The organism is Halomonas sp. A11-A (assembly GCF_003182195.1).
Classification (GTDB): domain Bacteria; phylum Pseudomonadota; class Gammaproteobacteria; order Pseudomonadales; family Halomonadaceae; genus Halomonas; species Halomonas alkalicola.
Window position 1 is genome coordinate 1 of sequence record NZ_QGTM01000020.1, and the last position, 26,970, is coordinate 26,970.

Below are 26,970 nucleotides of genomic sequence, written 5' to 3' on the forward strand. Positions count from 1 at the left end.
TTGTGGTGAATATCAGCTTACTCGGATTTACCGCCGTTTCTCTATCCTGTCTCTTCCTAATCTTACTTCGCTTTCACGCCAGTCTGCGAAGAACCAAACTTCAGGCTGGAGGAGCCGCTGTTGATGGTCAGGATGTGACGCATTTCAGGCTCCCGGCTCGGGCAGCCCCTGGCGCCGCTGGTGGTCGGCCACCAGCAGGGCCAGGGCGCAGGAGGCCATGCGGGTGATGGCCTCGTCGGCGCGGCTGGTGAGGATGATCGGGACCCGGGCGCCCAGCACCAGGCCGGCACCGGTGGCATCGGCCAGGTAGGTCAGCTGCTTCATCAGCATGTTGGCGGACTCCAGGTCCGGGGCCACCAGGATGTCGGCGCGCCCGGCCACCGGGGAGTCGATGCCCTTGGTGCGCGCGGCGCTCTCCGAGATGGCGTTGTCGAAGGCCAGTGGGCCGTCCAGGGTGCCGCCGCAGATCTGGCCGCGGTCGGCCATCTTGCACAGGGCGGCGGCGTCCAGGGTGGAGGGGATCCGGGGGTTGACCGTCTCCACCGCGGAGAGGATGGCCACCCTGGGGTCCTGGTTGCCCAGGGCGTGGGCCAGCTCGATGGCGTTGCAGATGATGTCGCGCTTCTGGTCGAGGCTCGGCGAGATATTGATGGCAGCGTCGGTGATGAACAGCGGGCGCGGGTAGGTCGGCACGTCGAAGGCCATCACGTGGCTGATGCAGCGCTCGGTGCGCAGGCCGCTGTCGCGCTTGAGCACCTCGTGCATCAGCTCGTCGGTGTGCAGGGCCCCCTTCATCAGGGCCTCGGCGCGCCCTTCTCGCACCAGGGCCACGGCGCGCTCCGCGGCGGCGTGGCTGTGGGGCACGTCGATCAGCTCGAACTCGCTGATATCGAGCCGGGCGGCATCCGCCGCGGCGCGGATCTTCGCCGCCGGGCCCACCAGCAGGGGAGTGATCAGGCCCTGGTGGGCGGCGGCCACGGCACCGATCAGCGAGACATCGTCCACCGGGTGCACCACCGCCACGGGGATGGCGGAGGGGTGGTCGGCGGCGGAGAGGATCTCGTGCAGGCGGCCGCGTTCAGCCAGGCGCACCGTGGGCAGCACGGCACGGGGCCGGCGGATCTTCTCCGTGGGGGCGAGCACGCGAGCCTCGCCCTCGATCACCACCTTGCCCCGCTGGTTCTCGCAGCGACAGTCGAGGGTCAGCTGCGAGCGGGCATCGTCCTTGGCGCTGACGCGCACGCTGACCTTGAGCACGTCGCCGAGGGCGACCGGTGCCCGGAAGTTCAGCGTCTGGCCCAGGTAGAGGGTGCCGGGACCGGGCAGCTGGGTGCCCAGCACCGTGGAGATCAGCGCGCCGCCCCACATGCCGTGGGCGATGACCTCCTGGAAGCGCGAGCTGCGCGCGAAGTCGTCGTCCACATGGGATGGGTTGATGTCGCCGGACATGATGGCGAACAGCTTGATGTCATCCAGGGTCAGGCGTTTCTCGAGGTGCGCCTCGTCGCCTACCTGGATCTCGTCGAAGGTGCGGTTCTCGATGTAGCGGTCGTCGTGGGGGGCATCCATGGGGCGGCTCCGGGGGTGGTTACTGCGATGCAGCAAATTCAGCCCCCATCATAGCCTGTCCCGGCCGCCCTTGCGTTGACCCGCGGGACGTTGCGATTCCCCCGGCGACTGTGCCGGGGCTGTGGGTATGCCAGCGTGCCCTACAGGGTCACCACCAGCGTCTCCTCGGACTCGCAGGGCTTGCCGTGGCGCACGGCGAGGCGCCGCTCGGTGAGGTTCATCACCACCCCGAACAGCGTCTCCATGCGCTCCTCCGGGGGCTGGGCGGGGTTGAAGTGGCGGCAGATCGAGAGCGGCTCGCCGTCGTGGTCGGCGAGGATCTCGAACAGGGCGCGCTCGTCCATGGGGGCGCTCGGCGCCGGCTCCCGGCGCAGCAGGGCATCCAGGCGCGCCAGGCGCGGGCGCGAGTCGGCCCGGGGGAAATCCTCCACCTGGGCGGTGGCGTCCGGGGCGTAGAGGTGGTTGGTGTGGGTGACCACGCCGCCCTCTGCCGGCAGCCGGCCGGGCTCGCCGGGGTGCACCTCGAGCCCCACCGCCCCGCCCTCGGCGCTGGCCACCAGGAAGTGGGCCGGGGAGCAGACCCGGTTGCGGCTGGCCACCGCCAGGGCGCTTTCCAGGTCGGGGCTCTCGAGGATCTTGCGCAGCGCCACGTGGATCGGCAGCCCCTCGCCGCAGGTCTGCGAACGGATGGCGTTGAGGCAGACGCCGATGCCGTGGGCGTTGAGCCCGATCTTGGCCACCATGCCCGCCTCGCCGACGCTCACCAGCGGGGCACTGTTCTCGCCCTGGATCTTCAGCACCACCACGTTGTGCAGCTGGTCGGTGCGCCAGTCCCAGTTCTGTGCCAGCCACTGGGTGCCGGCGCGCTGCAGGGCGAAGGCGGAGCAGCCGCCGCTGGCGCGGGTCAGCGAGATCTCGCTGCGGCAGTTGAGGGTGAGGATGTCGATGGGCTCGACCCCGGCGCCCTCGGCGATGGCGTCCATCTCCTCGAGGATCTCGGGAAAGCCGCGCTCGATCATGCGCCCGAAGCGCGCCGCCTCGACCCGGGCCCGCACCCAGCGGATGCCCACGAAGTCGTGGAAGAGCCGGTCGTAGACCTCCAGGCTGCGCTGGATCAGCCGGGCGTGGGTGCGGCCGTGGGCCAGACCGATCTCGCGGCGGCTGCCGCCGAGCTCGGTGACGGTGAGCAGCTGCTGCAGCATGGTCAGAGCGCCTCCTCCAGCAGGTCGAGGAAGGCGGCCCAGGATCTCTCGTCGGCGCGCTCCCGGTAGGCGTCGCTGCCGAACACCGTGAAGGCGTGGGGGGCGCCGGCCAGCAGGGTCAGGGCAAGGGCCGGGGCAGTCAGGGAGTCGCGAGTGGTCATGGGGGTGTCCTTGTCGGCTTGTTCTCGGTAATCGGCTTGGTTGCAGTGCTCAGTATAGGCGCCGTGGGGTCGAGCGTTGGCGGGCCGCGCTTGAGTTTTTCCCTTTGCCCTTCCAGATTTAGGGAGTGTGTGATCCCAGCAACCGAGCGAGACGAACAACATGAAGAAGTGCTCAGTGCAGAAGAGTCTGGTAGCGATGGCGGTAGCGGCTTCCGCCCTGGCCATGGGGGCGGCCCAGGCCGAGGTGAAGGTGGGCTTCCTGGGGGGCTTCACCGGGCCGATCGAGACCCTGACGCCGCCGGTCTATGACGCGGCCCAGCTGGCCGTGCAGCACGTCAACGAGCAGGGCGGCATCCTGGGTGGCCAGACGCTGGCGATGCCCAGCGCCGATACCACCTGTGCCGATGCCTCGGCGGCCTCCAACGCGGCGGACCGCATGGTCAACACCGAGAACGTCACCGCCATCGTCGGCGCGCTGTGCACCGGGGCGACCATCGCCGCCGCCAACAATGCCGCCATCCCCGGCGGGGTGGTGATGGTGTCGCCGGCCTCCACCGCCCCGGCGGTGAGCGAGCTGGAGGACAACGACCTGGTGTTCCGCACCGTGCCCTCGGACGCCTTCCAGGGCGAGGCGCTGGCCCGGATGCTGCTGGCCAAGGGCATCGACGAGGTGGTGGTCACCTATGTGAACAACGACTACGGCCGCGGCCTGGCCGACGCCTTCGTGGCCACCTACGAGGCCGAGGGCGGCGCGGTGGCCGAGAACCTGGCCCACGAGGATAACCGCGCCGACTACCGCTCCGAGCTGGGCTCCCTCTCCGCCACCGGGGTGAGCGACCTGGTGGTGCTGGCCTATGGCGACACCTCCGGCCAGACGGTGGTGCGCCAGGCCTGGGAGAGCGGCATGTTCACCCGCTTCATCGGCGCCGACGGCATGGTGATCTCGGGGCTGCTCGACGGCGTGGGGGCCGACGTGCTGGAGGGCAACTTCATCGCCACCCGCCCGGGCAACCCGGATACCCCCGGCACCGCGCTGTTCGTGGAGCTGGCCGAGGCCGCGGGGATCTCCCACGAGGCGGTCTTTGCCGGCCAGGGCTACGACGCCGCCTTCCTGCTGGCGCTGGCCATCGAGCAGAACGGCAGCGCCGAGCGCGAGGGGCTCTCCGCGGCGCTGCGCAGCGTCGCAAGCGCCCCGGGCGAGGTCATCCTGCCCGGCGAGTGGGAGAAGGCGGTGGAGCTGATCGCCGCGGGCACCGAGATCAACTACGAGGGCGCCTCCGGCAGCCACGAGTTCGATGAGAACGGCGACGTGCCGGGCATCGTCGAGGAGATGTCGGTGGAGGGCGGCCGCTTCGTCAGCCAGGGCTTCCTGGGCGACTGACCCCGCAGCTGGCCGTCAGCGCAGAGGCCCCGGCGGGAAACCGCCGGGGCCTCTCTCGTCAGGCGGTGTTCGATGAAGCCTAGCCGTGGTGCCTGACCTTCTCGGGCAGCAGCCCCTGGGGAGCGAAGCGCAGCACCAGGGTGATCAGCAGGCCGATCACGAAGACCCGGGCTTGCAGGGCGCGGCTGTCGAGGTTGCCCGGGGCGTCCCAGCCGAAGGCGCCCTCGCCGACGCTGAGCGCCAGCTGCATGACGTTGAGGGCCAGGGGCTCGGACATCACCCAGATGATGTAGACCGCCACGGCGCCGAAGAGGGTGCCGAGGTTGTTGCCCGGTCCGCCCAGGATCACCATCACCAGCACCAGGAAGGTGTGGTTCAGCGGCAGGTAGCCCTGAGGGTCGAAGATGCCGTTGAAGCTGCCCAGGGCGGCGCCACCGACGCCCATCAGGATGCAGCCCAGCACGAAGATCTCCAGGCGGCGGCGGTTGATGTCCTTGCCCATGGCCGAGGCGGCCACCTCGTTGTCGCGGATGGCGCGGATCATGCGCCCCCAGGGGGCCTGGTAGGCGCGGGTGAGCAGGAAGAAGATCACCGCGATCATCGCCGCCGTGACCGAGAGGTAGAGCGCCCGGGCCAGGGTGAAGCCCACCTCGGCGGGGCCCGGCACCGGCCACGGCAGCGGCGAGACGGTGGCGGTGCCGCGGGTCAGCCAGTCGGCGTTCTTGAGCACCGCCTTGATGATCTCGGCGATGCCCAGGGTGGCGATGGCCAGGTAGTCGCTGCGCAGCCCCAGACACACCTTGCCGATGAAGTAGCCCACGATGCCGGCCAGCGCCCCGCCGACGATCCAGCCCAGCCAGGGCGGCAGGCCCAGCCCGCCGATATAGCCGAACTGCGACTCGATCTGGTCGGTGACCACCCCCAGGCGGCTGGCGACCAGCAGGTAGAGCACCAGCGCGAGCAGGACCGTGATGGCGGTGCGCAGGCGTCGAGGGAGGCCCAGGTGGTGCAGGCGGCTGGCCCCGACTACCACCAGCAGGCCGCCGAGGCCCACCAGCAGCACCATGCCCAGCTGGCCGGGCAGCTCGCTCTCCCAGAAGTCGGCATTGACGGGCATGCTGAAGGCCATGGCGGAGTAGCCGCCCAGGGCCACGAAGCCCATGACGCCGGCGTTGAACTGGCCGGCATAGCCCCACTGGATGGTCAGCCCCAGGGCCAGGATGGCGTAGCAGGAGGCCTCCACCAGCATGCGGGTGCTGTAGGCGGCACCCATGGCCAGGTAGACGGCGAGGATGGCCGCCAGCAGGGCGACGAAGAGCACCAGTTCACGCAGTGGAAAGCGCGACGGGGCGGCCACCAGGTCCTCGCGGTGCTTGTCTTGTGGGCTCATCAGATCACCTTCCCCTTGAACAGACCCGTGGGGCGCCACACCAGGATGGCGACGAGGATGAAGAAGGGCACCACGATCTTGTACTCGGTGCCGACGAAGGCCATGCTGCGCGGCAGCTCCAGCCACTCCGGGAAGTGGTGGGCGATGGGCCGCAGCAGCACCGCCCAGTTGAACACCGCCAGGGTCTCGGCGAAGCCCACCACGAAGCCGCCGGCGATGGCGCCCCAGGGGTGGCCCACGCCGCCGACGATGGCCGCGGCGAAGATCGGCAGCAGCAGGAAGAAGCTGAGGTCGGGCTTGAAGGTCACGTCCAGCGCCAGCAGGGTGCCGGCGATGGCGGCGAGCCCCCCGGCGATCACCCAGGTCACCGCCACGATGGCGTTGGTGTTGATGCCCGAGGCCCGGGCCAGGTCGGGGTTGTCGGACATGGCGCGCATCGCCTTGCCCAGCCGCGAGCGGCCGAGGAAGAGATGCAGCCCCACCACGCAGGCGATGGTCAGCACGAAGAGGATGATCTGCGGCTCGGTGATCACGATCGGCGCCCGCACGCCCTCGAAGGGCAGGGCGAGGCGGTAGATCTCCTTGCGCTCGCCGGCCATGTAGAGGCTCTGGCCGCTGGTGCCGGCGAACAGGCGGATCAGCCCCTGCAGCATCAGGGTCACCCCGAGCGAGCCGATCACCATGACGATGGGCTTGACGCCATGGGTGCGCAGCGGCTTGTAGAAGGCCTTGTCGATGCCCAGGGCGAGCAGGGCGGTGAGCAGGATGGCCGGTGGCAGCATGACCACGGGGGTCGGCAGCCCCACGCTGCCACCCACGCCGGGAAAGGCGGCGGTGAGCAGAAGCACCATGAAGGCGCCGAAGGTCATCATGTCGGCGTGGGCGAAGTGCGCGAAGCGCATGATGCTGAAGATCAGCGTCACGCCGATGGCGCCGATGGCGTAGATCGAGCCGGTGACGCTGCCGGCGATCACCACGTTGTTGATGAAGAAGACGAGTTCGTTCACGACGGTTGTTCTCCTGTCCCTGGCTCAGCCGCCCAGGAAGCTCCTGGCCACGTCCGGGTCCGCCAGCAGGGCGGCACCGGTATCGGTGAAGCGGTTCTGGCCGGCGGCCAGCACGAAGCCCTTGTCGGCGATGGCCAGCGCCTGCTTGGCGTTCTGCTCCACCATCAGGATGCCGACGCCGGCGGCGTTGATCTGCTTCACCTGGCTGAAGATCTCGCTCATGTAGAGGGGCGAGAGACCCGCGGTGGGCTCGTCGAGCAGCAGCAGGCTGGGCTCGGCCATCAGCGCCCGGCCCATGGCCACCATCTGGCGCTGGCCGCCGGAGAGCTCGCCGGCGGGCTGGTGGCGCTTATCAAAGAGCGGCGGGAAGAAGTCGTAGATCTGCTTGAGCATGCGCTTGACGTTCTGGGGCTTGAGGAAGGCGCCCATCTCCAGGTTCTCCTTCACCGTGAGGCTCGGGAAGACGTTCTTCTCCTGGGGGACGAAGCCCATGCCCTGCTGCACCAGCTTGTTGGGGGGCAGGTTGTGGATCGGCTCGCCGCGCAGCAGGATCTCGCCCTGGGTCACGGTCAGCAGGCCGAACACGGCCTTGAGCATGGTGGATTTGCCGGCGCCGTTGGGGCCGACGATGACGCCGATCTCGTCCGCCTCGATGGCCATGCTGACGCCATTGAGGATATTCATGCCGCCGTAGCCGCCGTAGACGTCGCGGGCATCAAGCAGTGGCATCTTGGGAAGCTCCGAAATAGGCCTCGATGACCTCGGGGTTGTTCTGGATCTCCTCGATGCTGCCCTGCACCATCACGCTGCCCTGGGCCAGCACGATCACCGGGTTGCAGAGCCGGGCGATCATGTCCATGTCGTGTTCGATGACCAGGAAGGTGTAGCCCAGCTCGCGGTTGAGGCGCTCGATATTGGCGACCAGGTCGCCCAGCAGGGTGCGGTTGACCCCGGCGGCGATCTCGTCGAGCAGCACCACCCGGGCGTCGGTCATCATGGTGCGGCCCAGCTCGAGGAGCTTCTTCTGGCCGCCGGAGAGGTTGCCGGCCAGCTCGTTGCGCACGTGGTGCAGGCCGATGAAGTCGATCACCTCTAGGGCGCGGCGGCGCACCTCCTCCTCCTGGACGCGCACCATCCCCGGCTTGAGCCAGGCCTTGAACAGGCTCTCGCCGGCCTGGTGGGGCGGCACCATCATCAGGTTCTCCAGGGCGGTGAGCTGGGAGAACTCGTGGGCGATCTGGAAGGTGCGCAAGAGCCCCTTGTGGAAGAGCTCGTTGGCGGGGCGGTTGGTGATCTCCTCGCCATCGAGCAGCACCTGGCCGCTGTCCAGGGGCAGGGCGCCGGCGATGATGTTGAACAGCGTCGACTTGCCGGCCCCGTTGGGGCCGATCAGCCCCGTGATGGAGCCCTTCGCCACCGAGAGCGAGCAGTCGTTGATGACCCGGAGGCCACCGAACGCCTTGTTGACGTGGCGGACGTCGATGATCGCGCTCATGCCCTGTCTCGTGGTTGTTGGTGTTGTGGCAGGCTGACACAGTCAGTGTTCGAGGCCTACTTTGCGTCAGGGCGGGGCGCTTGACCAGAGGGCCAGCGTTAAACGGGCGTTGGCGTCTGGGGTTCAACTCGCCGGGTCCGGGCCGCAGGCGGGCCCGGACCTCGTTCGCGGGGCTAGTCGTCCGGCGCCTGGGCGGCGTCGTCGGGCTGGGGCTCGAAGGCGCGTCTGTCGTCGGGCAGGCGCACGGTGTCGCCCAGTGCGAGTTTGCCGTGGCTCTTCTTGCGCTCGCCGGTGGCCGGGTCGATCAGCGCCACCACCTCGCCGATGCTGGTGGCCTCCACATGGGCCTTGACGCGGACCCGTACCACCAGGCCGTCGAGGCGCGCCGAGAGGATATCGCCGGGGCCCGGCTCGGCCTGGTGGTTGGGGTCCTTGGCATAGTGGGCCTGGACGCTGGCGGCACCCGGGTCGTCCCAGTCGACGTGCTTGTACATGGAGGGCTCCTCCTGTCGGGGTGGCTGTCCCTCAAGGGTAGCCGGCGTGCCAGCGAGGGCCAGAAACGACACAGCCCGCCGAGGGGCGGGCTGCGTGGGGTGCGAGGCGGCTTACTTCTTGCTGGCGCGCTTGCGCTCGTTTTCCTTGAGGAACTTCTTGCGCAGGCGGATATGGTTGGGGGTCACCTCCACCAGCTCGTCGTCGTCGAGGAACTCGATGGCCTGCTCCAGCGAGAACTTCACCGGGGGGGTCAGCACGATGTTCTCGTCGTTGCCCGAGGCGCGCATGTTATCGAGCTTCTTGCCCTTGGTGGGGTTGACCACCAGGTCGTTGGCGCGGCTGTGGATGCCCACCAGCATGCCCTCGTAGACCTCGGTGCCGTGGTCGATGATCAGCTTGCCGCGATCCTGCAGGGCGTAGAGCGCGTAGGCCAGCGCCTTGCCGTCGACCATGGAGACCATCACGCCGTTGCGACGCTCGATGGCGGCGTCGGGCTTGAGCGGGCCGTAGTGGTCGAAGCGGCTGGTGAGGATGCCGGTGCCGGAGGTCAGGGTCATGAACTGGCCGCGGAAGCCGATCAGGCCGCGGGCGGGGATCATGAAGTCCAGGCGTACCCGGCCCTTGCCGTCGGGGTTCATGTTGGTGAGCTCGCCCTTGCGGTAGCCGAGCTCCTCCATGATGGCGCCCTGGTGCTGCTCCTCGCAGTCGATGATCACCTCTTCGTAGGGCTCCTGCTTGACGCCGTCGATCTCGCGGATGATCACCTCGGGGCGGCCCACGGCCAGCTCGAAGCCTTCGCGACGCATGGTCTCGATCAGCACCGAGAGGTGCAGCTCGCCGCGGCCGGAGACCTTGAACTTCTCGGGGGTCTCGCCTTGCTCGACGCGCAGCGCCACGTTGTGGATCAGCTCCTGCTCGAGGCGATCCTTGATGTTGCGGCTGGTGACGAACTTGCCGTCGCGGCCGGCCATCGGTGAGTCGTTGACCTGGAAGGTCATGGAGACGGTGGGCTGGTCGACGGAGAGCGGCGGCAGCGCCTCGACGGCGGCCGGGTCGCACAGGGTGTCGGAGATGGAGAGCGGGTCGATGCCGGTGATGCAGACGATATCGCCGGCGGTGGCCACGTCGGTCTGCACGCGCTCCAGGCCCATGTGGGTCATCACCTGGCCGACCTTGCCCTTGCGGGTGGCGCCGTCGGTGCCGATCACGGTGATCTGCTGGTTGGGCTTCACCGAGCCGCGCTTGATGCGCCCGAGGCCGATGACGCCCACGTAGCTGTTGTAGTCCAGCGCGGAGATCTGCATCTGGAAGGGACCATCCAGCTCGACCTTGGGCGGCTCGACGATGTCGACGATGGCCTGGAACATGGGTGTCATGTCCTCGGCCATCTGGTCCGGCTCGAGGCCGGCGATGCCGTTGAGCGCCGAGCAGTAGATGATCGGGAAGTCGAGCTGCTCGTCGGTGGCGCCGAGGTTGTCGAACAGGTCGAAGATCTGGTCGATGACCCAGTCGGGGCGGGCGCCGGGGCGGTCGATCTTGTTGACCACCACGATGGGCCTGAGGCCTTGGGCGAAGGCCTTCTGGGTGACGAAGCGGGTCTGCGGCATGGGGCCGTCGACCGAGTCCACCAGCAGCAGTACCGAGTCCACCATGGACATGACGCGCTCGACCTCGCCGCCGAAGTCGGCGTGTCCGGGGGTGTCCACGATGTTGATGCGGTAGTCCTGGCCATCCGGAGACTGCCAGCGGATCGCCGTGTTCTTGGCCAGGATGGTGATGCCGCGTTCCTTCTCCTGGTCATTGGAGTCCATGACGCGCTCTTGCCCCTCGGCCTTGCGGTCCAGGGTGCCGGACTGGCTGAGGAGCTTATCGACCAGGGTCGTCTTGCCGTGGTCGACGTGGGCGATGATGGCGATGTTCCGGAGATTGGCGATCTCGGAAGGCGTTGCGGTGTTCATAGGTTGCTGCTCATCTATGCGGTCGCACCTATGTACACGGTCGTGTCAGTGCCCTAGGCGCGGGGGTAGGAAAGTCGGGGCCGGCATTGTACAGGGTCCCCCGGCCGGCGAATAGCGGATTCGCGCTTTCGATGGGCTGTCAACGCGAGACCGGCGCCTTGGGGGGTCGTCGTCGGGTGTCACCATTTGGTCGGTGTCAGGCGTCGGTGGGCCTGGTCCGGGCACCGCAGGCGCGCAGGCGTTCCAGCAGCTCGTCCAGGGCGTCATCGTCCAGCGCGGGGTCGCAGCCACCGATGCGCTCGAACCAGGCGCGGGATAGGCACAGGCCCTCGCCTCGCGGCAGGCGACTGCGTCTGAGCCAGGCCAGCAGGCCCCGCAGCGGGCCGCGCTGCAGGGTGGGGAGCAGGGCGACATCGACCCGGCCCGCGGCCACCTCGGCGGCCAGTCGGGAGAGCGCCTCGGAACTGGTGGCGTTGCCGGTGCCGGGAAAGATCAGCACCGGGCCGTGACTGTGGGCGATGGCGTCGTTGAGGCGCTGCCCCAGGGGGGCGGGAATGACGCTGAGCAGGCGTGTACCGTAGCGGTGCGCCATGCGTGGCAGTCGGGCATCGCCGGTATCGTCGATGATGGCCAGCGAGAAGGTCTCGGTACGCGCTAGCGGCGCTACGACCGAGAGCTGCCTGGGCAGGCGGGAGCCAGCGCTGCGGGCGTCGATTAGAATGCAGCCGGTGACGTCAGCCATGCGAACTCTGCTCCAGTAGGCCGCACCCTTGGGTCGTGGGCCGGCTGCCAGGAGTTCGCTGCCGGTGCCTCGGGGTGTAATGAAGTGTAGCTGTTAGTGACTCGAGGTATCAAAGGGGGTCGGTGGGAAATATCTGGGCGCTCCAGGATGGTGTTGTCCTCTCTGGAAGGGCTGAGGGGCCTAGAGTGCTCTTCGGTAGTGCATTGGCGAAGTATTTCGCTCTCTTATGGTGCAAAGAATGAATCTGGTCGATGCCGCCAAGGGCCGCCCGAGGGGCTTGATTCAGGCTGGTGCGCCGTGGCATTTCGTTTTCATTTTTCAAATCAGTATGTTGCTCTTGTTTTGCCGCATTGGGGTGCAGGGTTGGCATGAGGCGTGCATTGTATTGGGCAGCGCCGGAGAGAATGCCGGCTGCCGTGGGCAGGGTGCCCGCGGCGTGCTACAAACGACGCTGGATACGCTAGCCAGACACAACTTTAGCCATACGTTCACGACTGGAGGACACCATGGCCGAGAAGACCCTCGCCCTGATCGAAGAGCACGACGTCAAGTGGGTGGACCTGCGTTTCACCGATACCCGTGGCAAGGAGCAGCACGTTACCATCCCGGCCCGCGATGTGGACGAGGAGTTTTTCGAGAACGGCCAGATGTTCGATGGCTCTTCCATCTCCGGCTGGAAGGGCATCAACGAGTCCGACATGATCCTGCGTCCGGAAGATGGCACCGCCTTCCTCGATCCGTTCACCGAGGACGCCACTCTGGTGCTGCGCTGCGATATCATCGAGCCGGCCACCATGCAGGGCTACGAGCGTGACCCGCGCTCCATCGCCAAGCGCGCCGAGGCCTACCTGCAGTCCACCGGCCTGGGCGACACCGCTTTCTTCGGCCCCGAACCCGAGTTCTTCATCTTCGACGAGGTGCACTGGAAGTCCGATATCGAGGGCTCCATGTACAAGATCACCTCCGAAGAGGGCGCCTGGGCCACCGACCGCTCCATCGAGGGCGGCAACCTGGGTCACCGTCCGCGGGTCAAGGGCGGCTACTTCCCGGTGCCCCCGGTGGACAGCTTCCACGATATCCGTGGTGCCATGTGCAACACCCTGGAGGCGATCGGCCAGAGCGTCGAGGTGCATCACCACGAGGTGTCCAACGCCGGCCAGAACGAGATCGGCGTCAAGTTCAACACCCTGGTCAAGAAGGCCGACGAAGTTCAGGAACTGAAGTACGTGATCCACAACGTGGCTCACGCCTACGGCAAGACCGCCACCTTCATGCCCAAGCCGCTGGTCGGCGACAACGGCAGCGGCATGCACGTGCACCAGTCGTTCTGGAAGGATGGCCAGAACCAGTTCGCCGGCGACGAGTACGCGGGTCTCTCCGAGATGGCGCTCTACTACATCGGCGGCATCATCAAGCACGCCCGCGCCCTGAACGCCTTCACCAACGCTTCGACCAACTCCTACAAGCGTCTGGTGCCGGGCTTCGAAGCGCCGGTCATGCTGGCCTACAGCGCCCGTAACCGCTCCGCTTCCATCCGCATTCCGTACACCGCGAGCCCGAAGGGCAAGCGCATCGAGGCCCGCTTCCCGGACCCGACCGCCAACCCCTACCTGGCCTTCTCCGCCATGCTGATGGCCGGTATCGACGGCATCAAGAACAAGATCCACCCCGGCGACGCCATGGACAAGAACCTCTATGACCTGCCGCCGGAAGAGGGCAAGAAGGTGCCGACCGTGGCCCACAGCCTCGACCAGGCCCTGGAGGCCCTGGACAAGGATCGCGCCTTCCTGACCGAGGGTGGCGTCTTCACCGACGACATGATCGATGCCTACATCGAGCTGAAGATGGAGGACGTGGAGCGCATTCGCATGACCACCCATCCGGTCGAATTCGACATGTACTACAGCTGCTGATGACGGCAGCGGCCAGGCGCGACGCGACCTGGTCCGGCATCGACGCCCCGGCGTTGATCGAAAAGGGGTTCCGCCATGGCGGAACCCCTTTATCTTGTTCACTATCCAAGCAGGGGTAAGGCAACACCATCCACAGACCGCCAGGAAGGCGGCACGCAGGGGGTATCCATGAACAAGGCCATGATGGCGGCGGTGGGGCTGTTGTTCAGCCTGGCGGCCCAGGCCCAGACGATCTATCGCACCACCGACGCCCAGGGCAATGTGGTCTTTACCGACAACCCGGAGCGGGGCGGTGAGCAGGTGGAGCTGGCGCCGCTGACCGTGGTGCCCTCCAGCGGCGAGGTACGCCGCGGCGAGGCGGTACCACAGCTCGAGGCCAGCGGTGCTGCCGCGGCGACGGGCTCGCCCGGCCAGCCCTTCATGCCCTACGACAGCTTCCGCATCGTCTCCCCCAGCCATGAGCAGGTCTTCCCGGTGGGGGCGGCGGGCAACGTGCCGGTGGAGTTGGGCATCCAGCCCGAGCTGCGCGAAGATCATCGCGTGCGCCTGCTGGTGGACGGCCAGGTGAGTCAGACGGCGATGCACACCACCGCCTTCATGGTGGCCAACATGAACCCCGGCGAGCATGTGCTGCAGGCGGAGCTGCTCGATGGCAGCGGCGCCGTTCGCCACCGCAGCTCGCCGGTGACCATCTATGTGCACCGGGCCAGCGTCAACCGTCCTGCCGATTAGCTGCCCCCTCGCTGGGCGCCCTGGCCTTGGTGCCCGGATGGCAGCCCGAGGCCCTGTCGCCCCCCACACGGCGACCGCTGGCCGCCCCATGATGGTGGGCCGATCCACGCGCCCGTGAAGCCGCCGCCCCCGCCTGCCGAGGCGCCGTCGCCGCTGCGCCGCGGTGCGGAATCGCTGCGACGGCTGCCCGACGATGACCCGCCGCTGCGCCGTCATGAGGAGCGCGGCACCTCCCGCTGAGCCCCTGCGGGGCATTCGGCGCACCGCCAGCGTCCGTCGCGCCGTGCAGTCTTTTCTTTTTTGCACTACTTTGGTGCGTCTGGGCGGCGGCCCAGTGCTGCGGAGCCGCCTAGCGGCGGGCCTTGCGAGTCTGGCGCACTTCTTGCAGTCGCTAGGCATCTACCCTGGATCCGATATGGCCCCTTCGATGTATCAACGCTTGATGGAGCATCTCACCACCGCTGTGGTCCTGCTGGACGGCGAGCTGAGGCTGCAATGGATGAACCCTGCCGCCGAGGCGTTGCTGGCGAACAGCCTCAGCCGGGTGCAGGGTGTGGCGCTGTGCGCCCTGATGGAGAGCGGTGATGGGCTCGGCGCGGTACTGGGCAAGGCCCGGGACGAGTTTCACCCCTTCACCCAGCGCGAGGCGCGCCTGACCCTGCTGGGCGGCGAGGCGCTGACGGTGGATTACACGGTCACGCCGCTCTCCCGGAGGGAGCTGCTGCTGGAGATCGAGCCCCGCGACCGGCTGATGCGTATCTCCCGGGAAGAGGCGCTGCTGACTCGCCAGGAGACCATCAAGGTGCTGACTCGCGGCCTGGCTCACGAGGTGAAGAACCCCCTGGGCGGCATCCGCGGGGCGGCCCAACTGCTGGAACGCGACCTCGACGACCCAGACCTGAAGGAGTTCACCCGGATCATCGTCGAGGAGGTGGATCGGCTGCGCGACCTGGTGGACTCCATGCTGGGCCCCAACCGGGTGGCCCGCCACGAGCCGCTCAATATCCACAAGGTGCTGGAGCGGGTGCGCTCGCTGCTGGTCGTCGAGCACCCCCAGGTGCGGATCGAGCGCGACTACGACCCCAGCCTGCCGGACCTGGCCGGCGACGAGGCCCAGATGATCCAGGCGGTGCTCAACGTGGCCCGCAATGCCGTAGAGGCGATGACCGAGTCGGGGGCGCCGGAGCCGCGGCTGGTGCTGCGCACCCGGGCGCGCCGCCAGTTCACCCTGGGTGCCGAGCGCCACCGTCTGGTGTGCGAGGTGGCGATCATCGACAACGGTCCCGGCGTTCCCGAGGCGCTGCGCGAGACGCTCTTCTATCCCATGGTCTCCGGCCGCGCCGAGGGCAGCGGCCTGGGGCTCTCCATCGCCCAGGCGATCCTGCACCAGCACCAGGGCCTGATCGAATGTGATTCCGAGCCAGGCCAGACCGAATTCCGACTGCTGATTCCCCTGGAGAAGCGCCATGACTGACGCCGCTCGCGTGGTGGTCGTCGATGACGACCGCGCCATCCGCTGGGTGCTCGAACGTGCCCTCGCCCAACCCGACCTCGACGTGGAGTGCATCGAGCGCGCTGACACCGCCCTGCAGCGCCTGCTCGACAACCCGCCCGACGTGCTGGTCACCGACATTCGCATGCCCGGTATCGATGGCCTGGACCTGATGGCCCGGGTGCGCGAGGCCCATCCGGACCTGCCGGTGATCGTGATGACCGCCCATTCCGACCTGGACAGCGCGGTGGCCTCCTATCAGGGCGGGGCCTTCGAGTACCTGCCCAAGCCCTTCGACGTCGACGAGGCGCTGGCCTTGGTGCGGCGTGCCGTGGCCCATGCCCGGGAGCGCCAGCGCCCGGTCAGCGTGCCCGAGGGGCTGGATGCCGAGATCATCGGCGAGGCGCCGGCCATGCAGGAGGTGTTCCGCGCCATCGGCCGGCTGTCACATTCGCACATCACCGTGCTGATCAACGGCGAGTCCGGGACCGGCAAGGAGCGGGTGGCCCGGGCCCTGCACCAGCACAGCCCGCGGGCCGGCAAGCCCTTTATCGCCCTGAACATGGCGGCGATCCCCAAGGACCTGATCGAGTCCGAGCTGTTCGGCCACGAGAAGGGCGCCTTCACCGGCGCGGCCGCCCAGCGCCAGGGCCGCTTCGAGCAGGCCGACGGCGGCTCCCTCTTCCTGGACGAGATCGGCGACATGCCCGCCGAGACCCAGACCCGCCTGCTGCGGGTGCTGGCCGACGGCGAGTTCTACCGAGTCGGCGGCCACACGCCGGTGAAGGTGGACGTGCGCATCATCGCCGCCACCCACCAGAACCTCGAGAGCCTGGTGGAGGATGGGCGCTTCCGCGAGGACCTCTTCCACCGCCTCAACGTGATCCGCGTGCACCTGCCGAAGTTGGCCGAGCGCCGCGAGGATATCCCGCGGCTGGCCCGCCACTTCCTGGCCGAGGCCGCCAAGGAGCTCTCCACAGACATCAAGGTGCTGACGCCCGAGGCCGAGAGCCACCTGACCCGTCTGCCCTGGCCGGGCAACGTGCGCCAGCTGGAGAACACCTGCCGCTGGCTGACGGTGATGGCCTCCGGGCGCGAGATCCTGGTGGAGGACCTGCCCCCGGAGCTGCGCCACGAGGACGGCAGCAGCGTCCCCAGCGGCGACTGGCGCACCGCCTTCCGGGACTGGGCCGACCGGGCCCTGGCGGCGGGACATACCCACTTGCTGGAAGAGGCGGTGCCAGACTTCGAAAAGATCCTGATCGAGACCGCCCTCAAGCATACCGGGGGACGCAAGGGCGAGGCCGCCGAGCTGCTGGGCTGGGGGCGCAACACCCTGACCCGTAAATTAAAGGTATTGCTGCCGGCGCTGGCGGATGATTGAGTCACGTTGGGAGGAGGCCGTGCCGCTTTCCAGGGTCACCGAAAAGATCCTGATCGAGACCGCCCTCAAGCATACCGGGGGACGCAAGGGCGAAGCCGCCGAGCTGCTGGGCTGGGGGCGCAATACCCTGACCCGCAAGCTCAAGACACTGTTGCCGGCGCTGGCCGACGACTGAGCGGCGGCGCCCGGATGGCGTAGGTCGGGATAAACGAGCCCAGGCGAGAGCATCCGACGCCGGGGCCGGGGATAAACTGGCTCGCTCGCACCGGAACGACCTCCCGCCGGGGCTTAGCCGAGCAGCCGGCGGGTGAGCAGCCGCTGCATATCACGCCGTTCGTGGGCGATCAGATAGACGATGATGCGCTCGTCATGGCGTCGGTAGAGGATGCGTACCGGCGGCTCGATGACTTGCCGATACTCCCGGATACCCAGCGCCAGCAGTTCGCGGGGAGGGCTGCCGCGCTCGGGGAACTCCCCCAGGGAGGTGATACGCCGTTCAATAGCGGTCAGCAGCCGTTCGGCGGCTTGAGGCGAGTCCTCGGCGATAAAGTCGTAGAGCTCGCGAAGGTCCTCGAAGGCCGAGGTCGTGAGCTCGACGCGACAGGTCACTGGTCGTCGTCTCCGCGGCGCAGCCGGTGGAAGCACTCGGCGGCATCCAGCGTCTTGCCCTGTTCGACTTCCTGGCTGCCTAGCGCCAGGATCTTCAGCAGTGCCAGGGTTTCCTGGGTCTGTTCATAGCTCCGGATATCCTGCACCACCATCCTGGCCTCGCCGTTCTGGGTGATCACCATGGGTTCGCGCAGCTCGTTAAGCGTCCGAGAAATTTCGGCGGCATTTGCCTTCAAGTAACTGATCGGCTTGATGTTATCGGAATACTTCATCGGAAGAGCCTGCTGCGCGAATGGTGTGGACTGAATTTAGTCCCTATTCAGTTGCCCGGCAAGCGGCGCCGAGTCGCTCTTGCAGCCAGTCGAAGTCGATGCGCTCCTGCTCGAGCCGGATCCGCTCGCCCCAGGCGTCGTCGCGCAGCGCGAGGAACAGCGCGAGCTCGGCGTCGGTGAGTCGGCTGGGGGTATGTCCGAGGCGCTTGTCGGCGGGCTCCTCGCCCCATAGCGAGCGGTGCGCCAGCAGGGTCTGGCGATCCATTAGCAGCGAGCGGGCCTCGGGCAGCGTGGCGCGTACCCGGTCGAGGATACCGAAGCCGTGGGTGTCGATATCGCCCCAGTAATGCACCTCGACCTCCCGGAGCCAGGGGGTGCGCACCAGGTGCTCCAGACCGTAGCCCAGCCCGAAGACCACCAACGAGCGGGGCACCTCGGGAAAGGCCAGGCCGTTGGTCTGGTTCTCGGTGATAAAGACGCGCTCCACCGCCGGCCGAAAGCGGGCGAACTGCTCGGCAGGGAGGCTCAAGTCGCTCAGCCCCTGCACCTGGAGGGCCGGGTCGAGCAGGCGCAGACGAACCAGCGGCGAGGGGCTGCGCAGCCCGAAGCGCTGGTTGAAGCCGCTCACCCCGCTGGCCTCGGCGTCGATGGCCGAGGCCGGCAGGACCTCGTCGAGCAGCGTCGCGAGCAGGCCGCGCCGGGCCTCGATGAACTTGGTGTCGACGCCGGGGATCGCCAGCTGGCGCGGATAGCAGCCGGGCCGCGGGTGGCGCTGGAAGTGCTCGAGCACGGCGAGCAGCCGTGGCCAGCTTGCCTCGTGCTCCAGTACCTTGAGGGGCCGTCGGCGCAGCCAGTGGGCCAGCCGCGGCTGGCGGGCGAGGATCTCCGCGGCCAGTGCATCGAAGCGCTCGGCATCACGCCGCCGGCCTAGCAGCCGTAGGGCGTCCTCGGCGTCGGGAACGCTCAGTGCGGCGGGTAGCTCGTTGCTGCCCTGCACCCGGTTGCCCTGGCGGCGGAACTCGATGACGTAGCCATGACCCAGGGCATCGCGGCTGCCGTTACGCAGCCGCCGGACCCAGGCGGCCACCTCGGCGAAGCGTTCGGTGATGTCCCGGGCCGTGGGGCGGCGCAGGCGCAGTGCCAGCGGAAACAGCGGCTCGCCGCCGTCGGCCGGCAGGCGAGCGGCGAGGAGGGCGCCGCTGTCCCAGTGGCGCTGCAACTGGCGGCGGATCTCCTCCGGTGTGGTCCAGGTCATATCACAACACCTCGATCCGTTCCCGGGCGGCTTTCTCCTTGCGGTACTCCTCGATGGTCAGGTTGCGCAGCAGCGACTGGCGCCCCGCTTCGTTGTGCACGAAGCCGACGCTGGCCACATAGGGCTCGATGATATGGATCTTCTGCAGCGGGGTGACGATCAGCAGCTGCAGGTTGAGTCGGGCGAACAGCTCGAGGCCGTAGCGGGCGGATTCGTCGGAGCCGCGGCCGAAGGCCTCGTCGATGACCACGAAGCGGAAGGAGCGCGAGTGGCTCTCGCCCCACTCCAGGCCGAACTGGTAGGCCAGGCTGGCGGCCAGCACGGTATAGGCGAGCTTCTCCTTCTGGCCGCCCGACTTGCCGCCGGCGTCCGAGTAGTGCTCGTGCTCGCCGTCGTCCTCGCGCCAGCGCTCCGAGGCCGAGAACAGGAAGTGGTGGCGCACGTCGGTGACCTTGCGGGTCCAGCGCCGGTCCAGTTCGCTGCTGCCCTCGCGGCCACGGAAGCGCTCGATGATCGCCTTGACCTGTAGGAACTTGGCCTCGGAATACTGCTCGTCGTCGCTGCCGCTGATACTGCTCTCGGTGCAGGCGCGCAGCTGCTGGCGGAAGTCGCGGACCTCGGCATCCGGGCTGGGCTCGGCGACCAGGCGGATATAGCGCCCCGGGTTGTAGTCGATGTCGTGCAGGGAGGCGTTGATGGTGGCGACGCGCTCCCGGATCTCCTCGCGCTGGCGGTTGAGGAAGGCCTGGAAGCCGGCGATCTCGTTGATGGTGTTCTCGTTGAGCAGCCGCTTGAAGCGTGCCTCGAAGCGTGGCAGGTCGTCGGCCCGCAGCGCCGCCAGCAGGGCGCGATAGTCGTCGCCGGCGGCCAGGCTGGCGTCCACCTCCTCGGTGTCCTGGGGCCAGGCGGTGCGGATGTGCTGCATGGCCTTGACGATCGCCTCGCTCAGCCTGTCGAGCTGCTTCTGGCGGGCATCGATGGCCGCCTGCAACCAGTCGCGCATCTCCCGCTCGCGGTTGTCGCAGGACTCGACGCTGAGCTGGTGCTCACCGAGGGCCTGGGGGCGCTGGGCGTCGAGGCGCGGGAAGCTGGCCTGGCGCTGTTCGGCGTCGAGGCTCTCGACCAGGGAACGGGCCGCCGCGAGCTGGGTATCGGCCGCCTCGCGCCGCGCCTCAAGGCTGCCCTGATCGTTCTGGGCCTGGCCCCAGGCCGCCTCGGTGGCGGCGCTGGCGGCCTCCAGTTCCTGTAGCTGGGCCTGCAGCGTCCTGAGCCGGTCGGAACTCTCCTCGAGATTGCGGCGCTCCAGCTCGCGACGGGCCAGCCGTGCCGCCGGGGTGCGCCAGTCGAGGGACGCGAAGTCCTCGAAGCCCTGCAGGCGGCTGAGGTCGCCGCGGCGCTGGCCGAGCCGGCGCTGCTCGGCCTGGACCTCGGCCACCCGGACCGCGCTGGCCTGGATGCGCTGCCGCAGGGCGTCGGCTTCCGTCTCCAGGGCAGCGATCTTGGCTTCGTTGCTCCAGCCCAGCACGTAGCGGGTACGGTCGTCGAGGCGGTGGCGGTCGTCCTTCTCGTGGCGCTCGCCGCCGGTCTTGAGCTGGCCGTTGCGGGTCAGGGCGCGCTGCTCGCGGCGGAACTGGCTCAGTTCGCTACAGCAGGCATAGTCGAAGCGCTTGCCCAGCTCCTGCTCCAGCCAGGCGTAGTGGTCGCTGTCGGGGCGAATGGCCAGCTTGCGTACCAGCGACTCGGGATGCAGGGAAGGGGCGGCGACCTGGGTGTCGCGCACCCGGTAGTAGACCAGCCGGCCGCGTAGCTGGGTGCGTTCGACCCAGTCGGCGACCTCGGCGTAGTGGGCGTCGGGCACCAGCAGCGAGAGGGCGAAATTGTGCAGCACCCGTTCGGCGGCGCCTTCCCAGTCGCGGGCGTCCTCGCGCACCTGCAGCAGCTCGCCGACGAAGGGCAGGGTGCCCTCCTCCAGGCCGGTGGCCTCACAGAGCCGCTCGCGCAGCGCGAGCATGCGCGCGGGCAGGTTGGAGCGGCGTTCGCGCAGCGAGGCCAGCTCGGCGTCGAGGGCGTCGTGTTGGTTCTTCAGGCCGCGCAGCGTCAGCTCGTGGTCGGTACGCTGTTCGGTCAGGGCGTTCTCGTCGTCGTCCAGGCTGGCCAGGGCCCGGTCGATGGCCGCGGCATTGGCCCGGAAGCTCTCGGTATCCTCGGCGGCCTCGAGACCCACCGCCTCGGCGAGCTCCCGGTAGCGGTCGGCGCGCCGCCGACACTGGTCGCGAGCCTCGCCGAGTTCCTCGATTTCGCGGGCCAACTGGGCCAGGCGGTCGCCGCCGCTGTCGGCGATGGCCTGGCGCAGGTCGTCACGCTGGCTGGCCTCTCGGCGACGCTGTTCGGTCAGCTCGTCGAGCCGGGTGGCCAGCCGCGCCAGGTCCGCGTCCAGGCGCTCCAGGCGGCGTTCCAGCAGGGTGGCCTTGTGGCTCGCGAAGTAACTCTTCAGCGCCTCGCGATCGGCGACCTGCTCGGCCTGCCGGACCGCCAGTTCGGCGTGGCGGTCGAGGTTGTCCACCAGCGGGGTCAGCGCCTCGATCTTGCGGCGTGCCTCGAGCACGGCGGCGTGGGCGCGGTCGAGGTCGTCGAAATGGCGGATCAGGCCGGTGATGCGCTCCTCCATGGGCAGCGCCTCGAGCATATGGGTGCGCACGAAGTCGGTCAGGTTGCCCACCGATTTCATCGACACCGTCTGGTTGAACAGCTCCATGGCCTGGTCGTTGCTGGCGCCCAGGCCGAAGCGCCGGCGGAAGGCGGCCCCATAGGGCGGGAAGTGGTCGTGCAGCTCCACATGGGGGCTGTCGCGCAGGCGTTTCTTGAGGAGCTTGAGGTCGCTGCCGAAGTCGTCGAAGTCGCCGGCGATGGCCAGTTCGCGGTCGGCCACCACGTAGAAACGCTCCGGCTGGCCCTGGGTATCGGTGATCCAGAACACCTGGGCCAGGGTCACGTGGGTGTCGAAGCCCTCGTTGTAGAAGTGGCCGAGGATCACCGAGTAGCTGTTGTGGTCGCGCAGGCCGACGGCCTTGGCGCTGAGCCCCGCCTCGCCGCGTTCGCTCTTGTAGTGGCCCAGCACGTAGGAGCGCAGGCTGCGCTCCTTGGCCTCGGCGCCGGCCGCCTTGTTGTAGGTGATGCGCTGGGCGGGCACCAGTAAAGTGGTGATGGCGTCGACCAGGGTGGACTTGCCGGAGCCGATGTCGCCGGTCAACAGGGCGTTGTCGCCGCCGGCTTCCAGGCGCCATACGCGCTGGTGGAAGGTCCCCCAGTTGTAGACCTCCAGGCGCTGCAGGCGAAAGCCGGCGCGTCCCGGCGGCGCCCCGAAGTCGAGTTCACCGAGCTGCATGTCAGCGGGCCTCCTCGGCATGTTCACGGTAGTCGGCCAGGCGCTGTTCGAACTCGGCGAGCCACTGGGCATCGACGAAGGACTTGAGCAGGCGGCGCACCTCGAAGCGCGGCGGTTCGCCCTTGAGGCGACGCAGGAAGCCCAGTTCCACCACCTTGTTGATATGGCCGTCGAGGCGGTCGTGCAGGCGCGCCTCGTTGCTGGTGTCGGCCAGGAACAGCGCGAGCATCTCCTGGAGCTGTTCGCGGGAGAGGATCAGGCGCGGCTCGTCGCCGCCGGCATCCTGCTCGGCGAGCTTCTTGCGCAGCAACGCCAGCAGCAGGCTGACCGGGTAGCTCAGCGGCTGGCGGCGCACCAGGCGGGGCAGCGGGTTCTCGTCGTCGTCCGCTCGTTGGCACAGGTAGGCGTGGCCTTCGGCCTCGTCGAGCATCAGTGACAGCCCCAGTGGGGCAAGGTGATCGCGCAGTCGCGCCTGGTGGTCGAGCAGGTCCTGCCACTGGCCGGGGTCGCGGTCCTGATAGAGGACGCCCTTCATCAGGGCGATCAGGACCAGGGAGAAGCGCCGTTCGCCGGAGAGGGGCGCGGCATCGGGTGTCGTGTCGCTCATGGGCTGGGTACCGGTTGACGGGTGAAGATGACGTGCGGCAGCCGGGCCCGCCGCCAGCGCCCCTGGTCGTCCTGCCAGGCGAGTTCCTGGGGGTGATCCTCGTCGAGCAGCCCCTGGTGTCCCTCGGTGGCGATGGCCAGCCAGGCCACCAGTTCGGCGAGCCCCTGGCGGAGTGGCTCCTCGGCCAGCAACTCATCGAGGGTGACCTGGTCACGGGTCTGCAGCGCGCGCCGCACCCGGGCGCGCAGGCGCTCCTTGTCCACATGGTGCTGGTCGAACAGCGCCTCGGCGCCGACCTCCCGGTCGTCGCCGCTGGCCAGGCGCTCGGCGCTGATGCGTGGCTTGATGGGGGGACGGAACAGCGGGCGCTCCATGGGCAGCTCGAGGCGTGGCGCCGGCTCGTCGAGGGTCATCACCTCCTCCTGGGGGGCGTTCTCGCGCAGGGCCAGGGCGTGGCGTTCGATGTTGTGCAGGATGCCCATGATGCGGCGGTTCTCCAGCCAGCCCTGGTCGTCCAGGTAGCGCCGCAACTGCTCGGAGAGCCGGGCGACGGTGCGCTGGGCCACTTCGCCGGCCGACAGCCAGTCGTAGTGGATGCGTGTCAGGCGCGGGTCGGGGGCCAGCTCGGCGACCGGCTCCAGGCTCAGGATGCGCTCCAGCAGCGTGGTGAGTTCTTCCTGGCGAGCCGGCGACATCAGGAACTCCCAGAAGGCATGGAAACTGCGTCCCTGGTCGGAGTCGCGGATGGCATCGTGGTCGCCGAAGACCTCTTCGAGCAGCTCGCCCTTGCTGCCCTCCCAGGTGGCGATGCGCTCACGCACCTCGCGGTCGAGGTGGCGAAAGTTCTGTTCGACCTGGCGGAAGTCAGCGAGCAGGGCCCGGGCGGTGTCGGTCATCTGCAGGAAGCGCTCGCGCAGGGCCGTCGTCGCCATCAGGTCGAGGCGTCCGGCGCGAATCTCGGCGATCTCGCCGTCGATGGCCTCGCGGCGCCGCTCCAGGTCGCGGATGCGGACCTCGGGGTCGGTCTCGCTCCCCTGGTCGATCTCGTGCAGCAGGTCGAAGACCTGCTTGAGGCGCGATTCCGCGCCGATGAACTGACGCTGCTCGAGGCCCGACAGCCAGTGCATGGCCTGCTCGGCGGCCGGGGTGAGGTCGAAGTGCGGTTCGTCGCCCGCGGCAGGATAGTACTTGCGCAGCCAGCGGTGCCGGTCGTCGGCCCATTCGTTGAGATAGGCCAGGGCCTCGCGCGGAAAAGCCGCTTCGCCGAGCTCCTGACGCAGGTGGTGGAGCCAGTCGTCCAGTTGTGCCGCCAATGGCTGCTCGGCGATGCTGCGCTGGTTCGGCACGATAAAGGTGCGCTGCAGGAAGCCGATGATCATCGGGGCGTTCTCGGCACGCAGCAGGCTCCACGCCGGATGGGAATGGCGTAGCCGCTGCAGGTAGTCGAATTCCAGGGAGCGTATCATCGGCACAGGATAGCGTGGCATGAGTCGTGGCCAAAGCCGACGATAGCAAGGCGGCGGCCGACAGTGCCAGAATGGGACTCTCAAGGAGAGATCGCCATGACGCAGATGCACTGGGAGCGGCTGCTCGATCCGAGCCGGCTGCACGATACCCGGGGTGGGCGCGGTAGCGCCGAACCGGGCCGTACCCCCTTCCACAAGGACCATGACCGCATCGTCTTCGCCGGCTCCTTCCGGCGCCTGGGGCGCAAGACCCAGGTGCACCCCCTCACCGACAACGACCATATCCACACCCGCCTGACCCACTCCCTGGAGGTGGGCTGCGTGGGGCGCTCGCTGGGGATGATCGTCGGCGAGCGGCTCAGCGGCCGCCTGCCCGGCTGGATCACCCCGGCGGACCTCGGCGTGATCGTCCAGGCCGCCTGCCTGGGCCACGACATCGGCAATCCGCCCTTCGGGCATGCCGGCGAGTACGCCATCCGCGACTGGTTCAAGCGCGCCGAGGCCGACGGCAGCGGCCTGCTCGAGGGGCTCTCGCCGCTGGAGCGCGAGGACCTGCTCACCTACGAGGGCAACGCCCAGGGGTTCCGGGTGATCACCCAGATCGAGTACAACCAGTTCCGCGGCGGCATGCGCCTGACCACGGCGACGCTGGGCACCCTGCTCAAGTACCCCTGGACGGTGGAGCACGGCGGTGCCATGGGCAAGTTCGGCTGCTACCAGAGCGAGCGCCACCTGCTGGTGGAGGTGGCCGAGCGGCTGGGCCTGCTGCCCCAGGGGGCGGGGCGCTGGTGTCGCCATCCGCTGGCCTGGTTGGTGGAGGCCGCCGACGACATCTGCTATGCGCTGCTCGACCTGGAGGATGGCCTGGAGATGGGCATCCTGCGCTTCGACGAGGTCGCCGAGATCCTGATCCAGATCGCCGGTGACGCCCCCGACGACTACGCCGCCATGCAGCGCCTCGGGGTCTCCCAGCGCCGGCGCATCGCCGCCCTGCGCGGGGCGGCCATGGAGCGCGCGGTGAACGACGTGGGGGCGGTCTTCGTGCAGCACGAGGCGGAGCTGCTCGCCGGGCGGCTGCGCCAGGACCTGCTGGAGCTTTGTCACCCGGACCTGGGCTGGGGCGTGGCCTCGGCCAAGCAGCTGGCCCGGGAGCGCATTTTCCAGAACGAGCGCAAGGCCAAGCTGGAGATCGGTGCCTACACGACCCTGGGTATCCTGCTCGAGGCCTTCATCGGTGCGGCCCATGAGCTGCACCATACCGGCCACTCCACCTTCAAGCACCAGCGGGTGCTGGCGCTGATCGGCGAGAATACCCCGCGCCCCTCCTGGTCGCTCTACGACAGCTATCGGCGCATGCTCGATTTCATCGGCGGCATGACCGATCACTATGCGGTGGACCTGGCCCAGGAGATGGGCGGCCGGCTCAGGGGCGATTGAGCCCCGGGGCGGCTCAGCCCCGCTCGGGCAGGCGCTCGAGGCGAGTGGTGCGCTCCAGCAGCACGCCGATCACCGCGTCGTGGGTCTCGGTATCGAAGTCGCCGGGGCAGAGCTCGCCGAGCTGGTCGGCGAGGTGCTCGCCGCTGACCACCAGCAGGTCCTCGGGGCCCTGGCGGGCGTCCACCTCCCAGCCGGGCAGGGTCAGCACGCCCATCACCGGCACCGGGCGGCCGGTGAGCTCCGAGAGCCAGTGGCCGAGCCACAGGGTCAGCTCCCGGGTCTTCTCCAGCGGGGCATGCTCGCTCCAGCCGGGGAAGCGCAGGCGCTGCGGCTCCACCGTGACCAGGTTGATCTCCTTGCCGGAGGGAGTGAAGGGGCGGGTGCGGGCCAGGGTCTCCACCACGAAGACGCCGCAGGGCGTGACCACCACGTGGTCGATGCGGGTGCCGTTGCCCGGCACGTCGTGGAACACATAGTAGGGGTGGGTCTCGGGGCGGACCAGCCGCTCGAGCTCCTGGCCTACCGCCAGCTCGCAGGCCAGGCCCAGCTTGAGGCGCCGGATGCGCTGGAAGTCGCGCATCAGCAGGAAGCAAAAGAGCAGCACCAGCAGGGTGCTGAGCACGCCGTAGAGGGACCATTCGATCCAGTCCTGCTCGCTGGCGAAGAGCATGCGGCCCATGCCGTAGACCAGCGGCGCCAGGGTGGCGATGGGGCCCAGGGCGCCGTTGAGGAAGAGCCCGGCGAAGGCGCGGTCCAGGCGGTCGCGCAGGGCCTGGCCGGGCTCGCGCAGCGGGTGGGCGTCGAAGGGGGAGCGTACCCGGGCGTCGTGAAGGTTGCGCAGCGCCACCACGATCACCGCCAGCGCGGCAAGGGGGAACAGGAAGATCAGGGGAAGCAGGTATTCCAGCCAGGCCATCGGGGTTCCTTGCCCATCAGTCGGGGAGAGGCGGAGTGTCGGGCCCATTCTAGACAACCTCTGCCCTTCGGGGCCATGCTCTTTCGGCACTCGGCATCAACG

Annotated in this window: 24 protein-coding genes and 1 pseudogene; 8 read left to right on the top strand and 17 right to left on the bottom strand. The window is 68.5% G+C overall.

The features are described from left to right. Positions 1-144: 144 nt before the first annotated feature. From DER72_RS12060 to DER72_RS16195, 3 genes are all read right to left on the bottom strand, one after another. The gene (locus DER72_RS12060; RefSeq protein WP_110070237.1) at positions 145-1,569 is read right to left on the bottom strand and encodes a bifunctional enoyl-CoA hydratase/phosphate acetyltransferase; all 1,425 of its coding nucleotides are present in this window, start codon (positions 1,567-1,569) and stop codon (positions 145-147) included. A gap of 140 nt (positions 1,570-1,709) precedes the next feature. Continuing rightward, complete coding sequence (locus tag DER72_RS12065) at positions 1,710-2,771, bottom strand: C45 family peptidase (protein WP_110070238.1); 1,062 nt, start codon at positions 2,769-2,771, stop codon at positions 1,710-1,712. Positions 2,772-2,773: 2 nt separating this feature from the next. After that, entirely contained in the window at positions 2,774-2,932 is a 159-nt protein-coding gene (locus tag DER72_RS16195) for a dienelactone hydrolase family protein (protein WP_181395665.1), read from the bottom strand. A 160-nt stretch (positions 2,933-3,092) separates the two neighbouring features. Between DER72_RS16195 and DER72_RS12075 the strand changes: the two genes are divergently transcribed. Next, a complete protein-coding gene (locus DER72_RS12075; RefSeq protein WP_110070240.1) occupies positions 3,093-4,313 on the top strand; it encodes an ABC transporter substrate-binding protein in 1,221 nt (406 codons plus the stop codon). Between the two features lie 79 nt (positions 4,314-4,392). Here the strand turns inward: DER72_RS12075 and DER72_RS12080 are convergent, their stop codons facing one another. The 7 genes from DER72_RS12080 to DER72_RS12110 form a co-directional block, all read right to left on the bottom strand. Beyond that, positions 4,393-5,703, bottom strand: a complete 1,311-nt coding sequence (locus DER72_RS12080) for a branched-chain amino acid ABC transporter permease (protein WP_110070241.1) — start codon at positions 5,701-5,703, stop codon at positions 4,393-4,395. Further along, the gene (locus tag DER72_RS12085) at positions 5,703-6,710 is read right to left on the bottom strand and encodes a branched-chain amino acid ABC transporter permease (RefSeq protein ID WP_110070242.1); all 1,008 of its coding nucleotides are present in this window, start codon (positions 6,708-6,710) and stop codon (positions 5,703-5,705) included. Before DER72_RS12085 ends, DER72_RS12080 begins: the two co-directional genes overlap by 1 nt. 24 nt (positions 6,711-6,734) lie before the next feature. Further along, entirely contained in the window at positions 6,735-7,439 is a 705-nt protein-coding gene (locus DER72_RS12090; protein ID WP_110070243.1) for an ABC transporter ATP-binding protein, read from the bottom strand. Beyond that, entirely contained in the window at positions 7,426-8,205 is a 780-nt protein-coding gene (locus DER72_RS12095; RefSeq protein WP_110070244.1) for an ABC transporter ATP-binding protein, read from the bottom strand. The genes DER72_RS12090 and DER72_RS12095 overlap by 14 nt, the downstream gene beginning before the upstream one ends. A gap of 173 nt (positions 8,206-8,378) precedes the next feature. After that, on the bottom strand, positions 8,379-8,699 hold the full coding sequence (locus DER72_RS12100; RefSeq protein ID WP_110070245.1) for a hypothetical protein: 321 nt from the start codon (positions 8,697-8,699) through the stop codon (positions 8,379-8,381). A gap of 111 nt (positions 8,700-8,810) precedes the next feature. Next, a complete protein-coding gene (gene typA, locus DER72_RS12105; RefSeq protein ID WP_110070246.1) occupies positions 8,811-10,658 on the bottom strand; it encodes a translational GTPase TypA in 1,848 nt (615 codons plus the stop codon). A gap of 196 nt (positions 10,659-10,854) precedes the next feature. Further along, complete coding sequence (locus DER72_RS12110; RefSeq protein ID WP_110070247.1) at positions 10,855-11,400, bottom strand: hypothetical protein; 546 nt, start codon at positions 11,398-11,400, stop codon at positions 10,855-10,857. Positions 11,401-11,906: 506 nt separating this feature from the next. On the opposite strand from DER72_RS12110, the gene glnA reads away from it, so the two are divergent. From glnA to DER72_RS12135, 6 genes and pseudogenes are all read left to right on the top strand, one after another. After that, the gene (gene glnA / locus DER72_RS12115; protein ID WP_110070248.1) at positions 11,907-13,313 is read left to right on the top strand and encodes a glutamate--ammonia ligase; all 1,407 of its coding nucleotides are present in this window, start codon (positions 11,907-11,909) and stop codon (positions 13,311-13,313) included. 168 nt (positions 13,314-13,481) lie between these two features. Then, positions 13,482-14,045: a DUF4124 domain-containing protein gene (locus DER72_RS12120; protein WP_110070249.1), complete on the top strand. Its 564-nt coding sequence runs from the start codon at positions 13,482-13,484 to the stop codon at positions 14,043-14,045. Positions 14,046-14,159: 114 nt separating this feature from the next. Then, positions 14,160-14,285, top strand: coding sequence for a hypothetical protein (locus tag DER72_RS16475; protein ID WP_258306292.1), 126 nt, complete (start codon positions 14,160-14,162; stop codon positions 14,283-14,285). Between the two features lie 187 nt (positions 14,286-14,472). Beyond that, on the top strand, positions 14,473-15,519 hold the full coding sequence (gene glnL / locus DER72_RS12125; protein ID WP_110070283.1) for a nitrogen regulation protein NR(II): 1,047 nt from the start codon (positions 14,473-14,475) through the stop codon (positions 15,517-15,519). Further along, a complete protein-coding gene (glnG, locus tag DER72_RS12130) occupies positions 15,512-16,921 on the top strand; it encodes a nitrogen regulation protein NR(I) (protein WP_110070250.1) in 1,410 nt (469 codons plus the stop codon). The genes glnL and glnG overlap by 8 nt, the downstream gene beginning before the upstream one ends. Before the next feature lie 46 nt (positions 16,922-16,967). Continuing rightward, positions 16,968-17,096: pseudogene (locus DER72_RS12135) on the top strand (helix-turn-helix domain-containing protein); the annotation flags it as partial. Between the two features lie 113 nt (positions 17,097-17,209). Here DER72_RS12135 and DER72_RS12140 read toward each other — a convergent pair. Genes DER72_RS12140 through DER72_RS12165 form a run of 6 tightly spaced genes read right to left on the bottom strand, consistent with a single transcriptional unit; the run spans position 17,210 to position 24,536 of the window. Then, positions 17,210-17,530 carry a type II toxin-antitoxin system RelE/ParE family toxin gene (locus DER72_RS12140; RefSeq protein WP_110070251.1) on the bottom strand — a complete coding sequence of 107 codons (321 nt, stop codon included), beginning with the start codon at positions 17,528-17,530 and terminating at the stop codon, positions 17,210-17,212. After that, on the bottom strand, positions 17,527-17,802 hold the full coding sequence (locus DER72_RS12145) for a type II toxin-antitoxin system Phd/YefM family antitoxin (RefSeq protein ID WP_110070252.1): 276 nt from the start codon (positions 17,800-17,802) through the stop codon (positions 17,527-17,529). Before DER72_RS12145 ends, DER72_RS12140 begins: the two co-directional genes overlap by 4 nt. A gap of 43 nt (positions 17,803-17,845) precedes the next feature. After that, positions 17,846-19,057, bottom strand: a complete 1,212-nt coding sequence (locus DER72_RS12150) for a Wadjet anti-phage system protein JetD domain-containing protein (RefSeq protein WP_110070253.1) — start codon at positions 19,055-19,057, stop codon at positions 17,846-17,848. Position 19,058: 1 nt separating this feature from the next. Beyond that, on the bottom strand, positions 19,059-22,442 hold the full coding sequence (locus DER72_RS12155; protein ID WP_110070254.1) for an ATP-binding protein: 3,384 nt from the start codon (positions 22,440-22,442) through the stop codon (positions 19,059-19,061). A gap of 1 nt (position 22,443) precedes the next feature. Beyond that, positions 22,444-23,049 (bottom strand): DUF4194 domain-containing protein, encoded by a 606-nt coding sequence (locus tag DER72_RS12160; protein WP_110070255.1) that lies wholly within the window; start codon positions 23,047-23,049, stop codon positions 22,444-22,446. Continuing rightward, positions 23,046-24,536, bottom strand: coding sequence for a DUF3375 domain-containing protein (locus tag DER72_RS12165; protein WP_258306293.1), 1,491 nt, complete (start codon positions 24,534-24,536; stop codon positions 23,046-23,048). The genes DER72_RS12160 and DER72_RS12165 overlap by 4 nt, the downstream gene beginning before the upstream one ends. A 75-nt stretch (positions 24,537-24,611) precedes the next feature. Between DER72_RS12165 and DER72_RS12170 the strand changes: the two genes are divergently transcribed. Next, positions 24,612-25,952, top strand: coding sequence for a deoxyguanosinetriphosphate triphosphohydrolase (locus DER72_RS12170; protein ID WP_110070256.1), 1,341 nt, complete (start codon positions 24,612-24,614; stop codon positions 25,950-25,952). A 13-nt stretch (positions 25,953-25,965) separates the two neighbouring features. Here DER72_RS12170 and DER72_RS12175 read toward each other — a convergent pair whose 3' ends face one another. Then, the gene (locus DER72_RS12175) at positions 25,966-26,868 is read right to left on the bottom strand and encodes a nuclease-related domain-containing protein (protein ID WP_110070257.1); all 903 of its coding nucleotides are present in this window, start codon (positions 26,866-26,868) and stop codon (positions 25,966-25,968) included. Between the last annotated feature and the right edge of the window lie 102 nt (positions 26,869-26,970).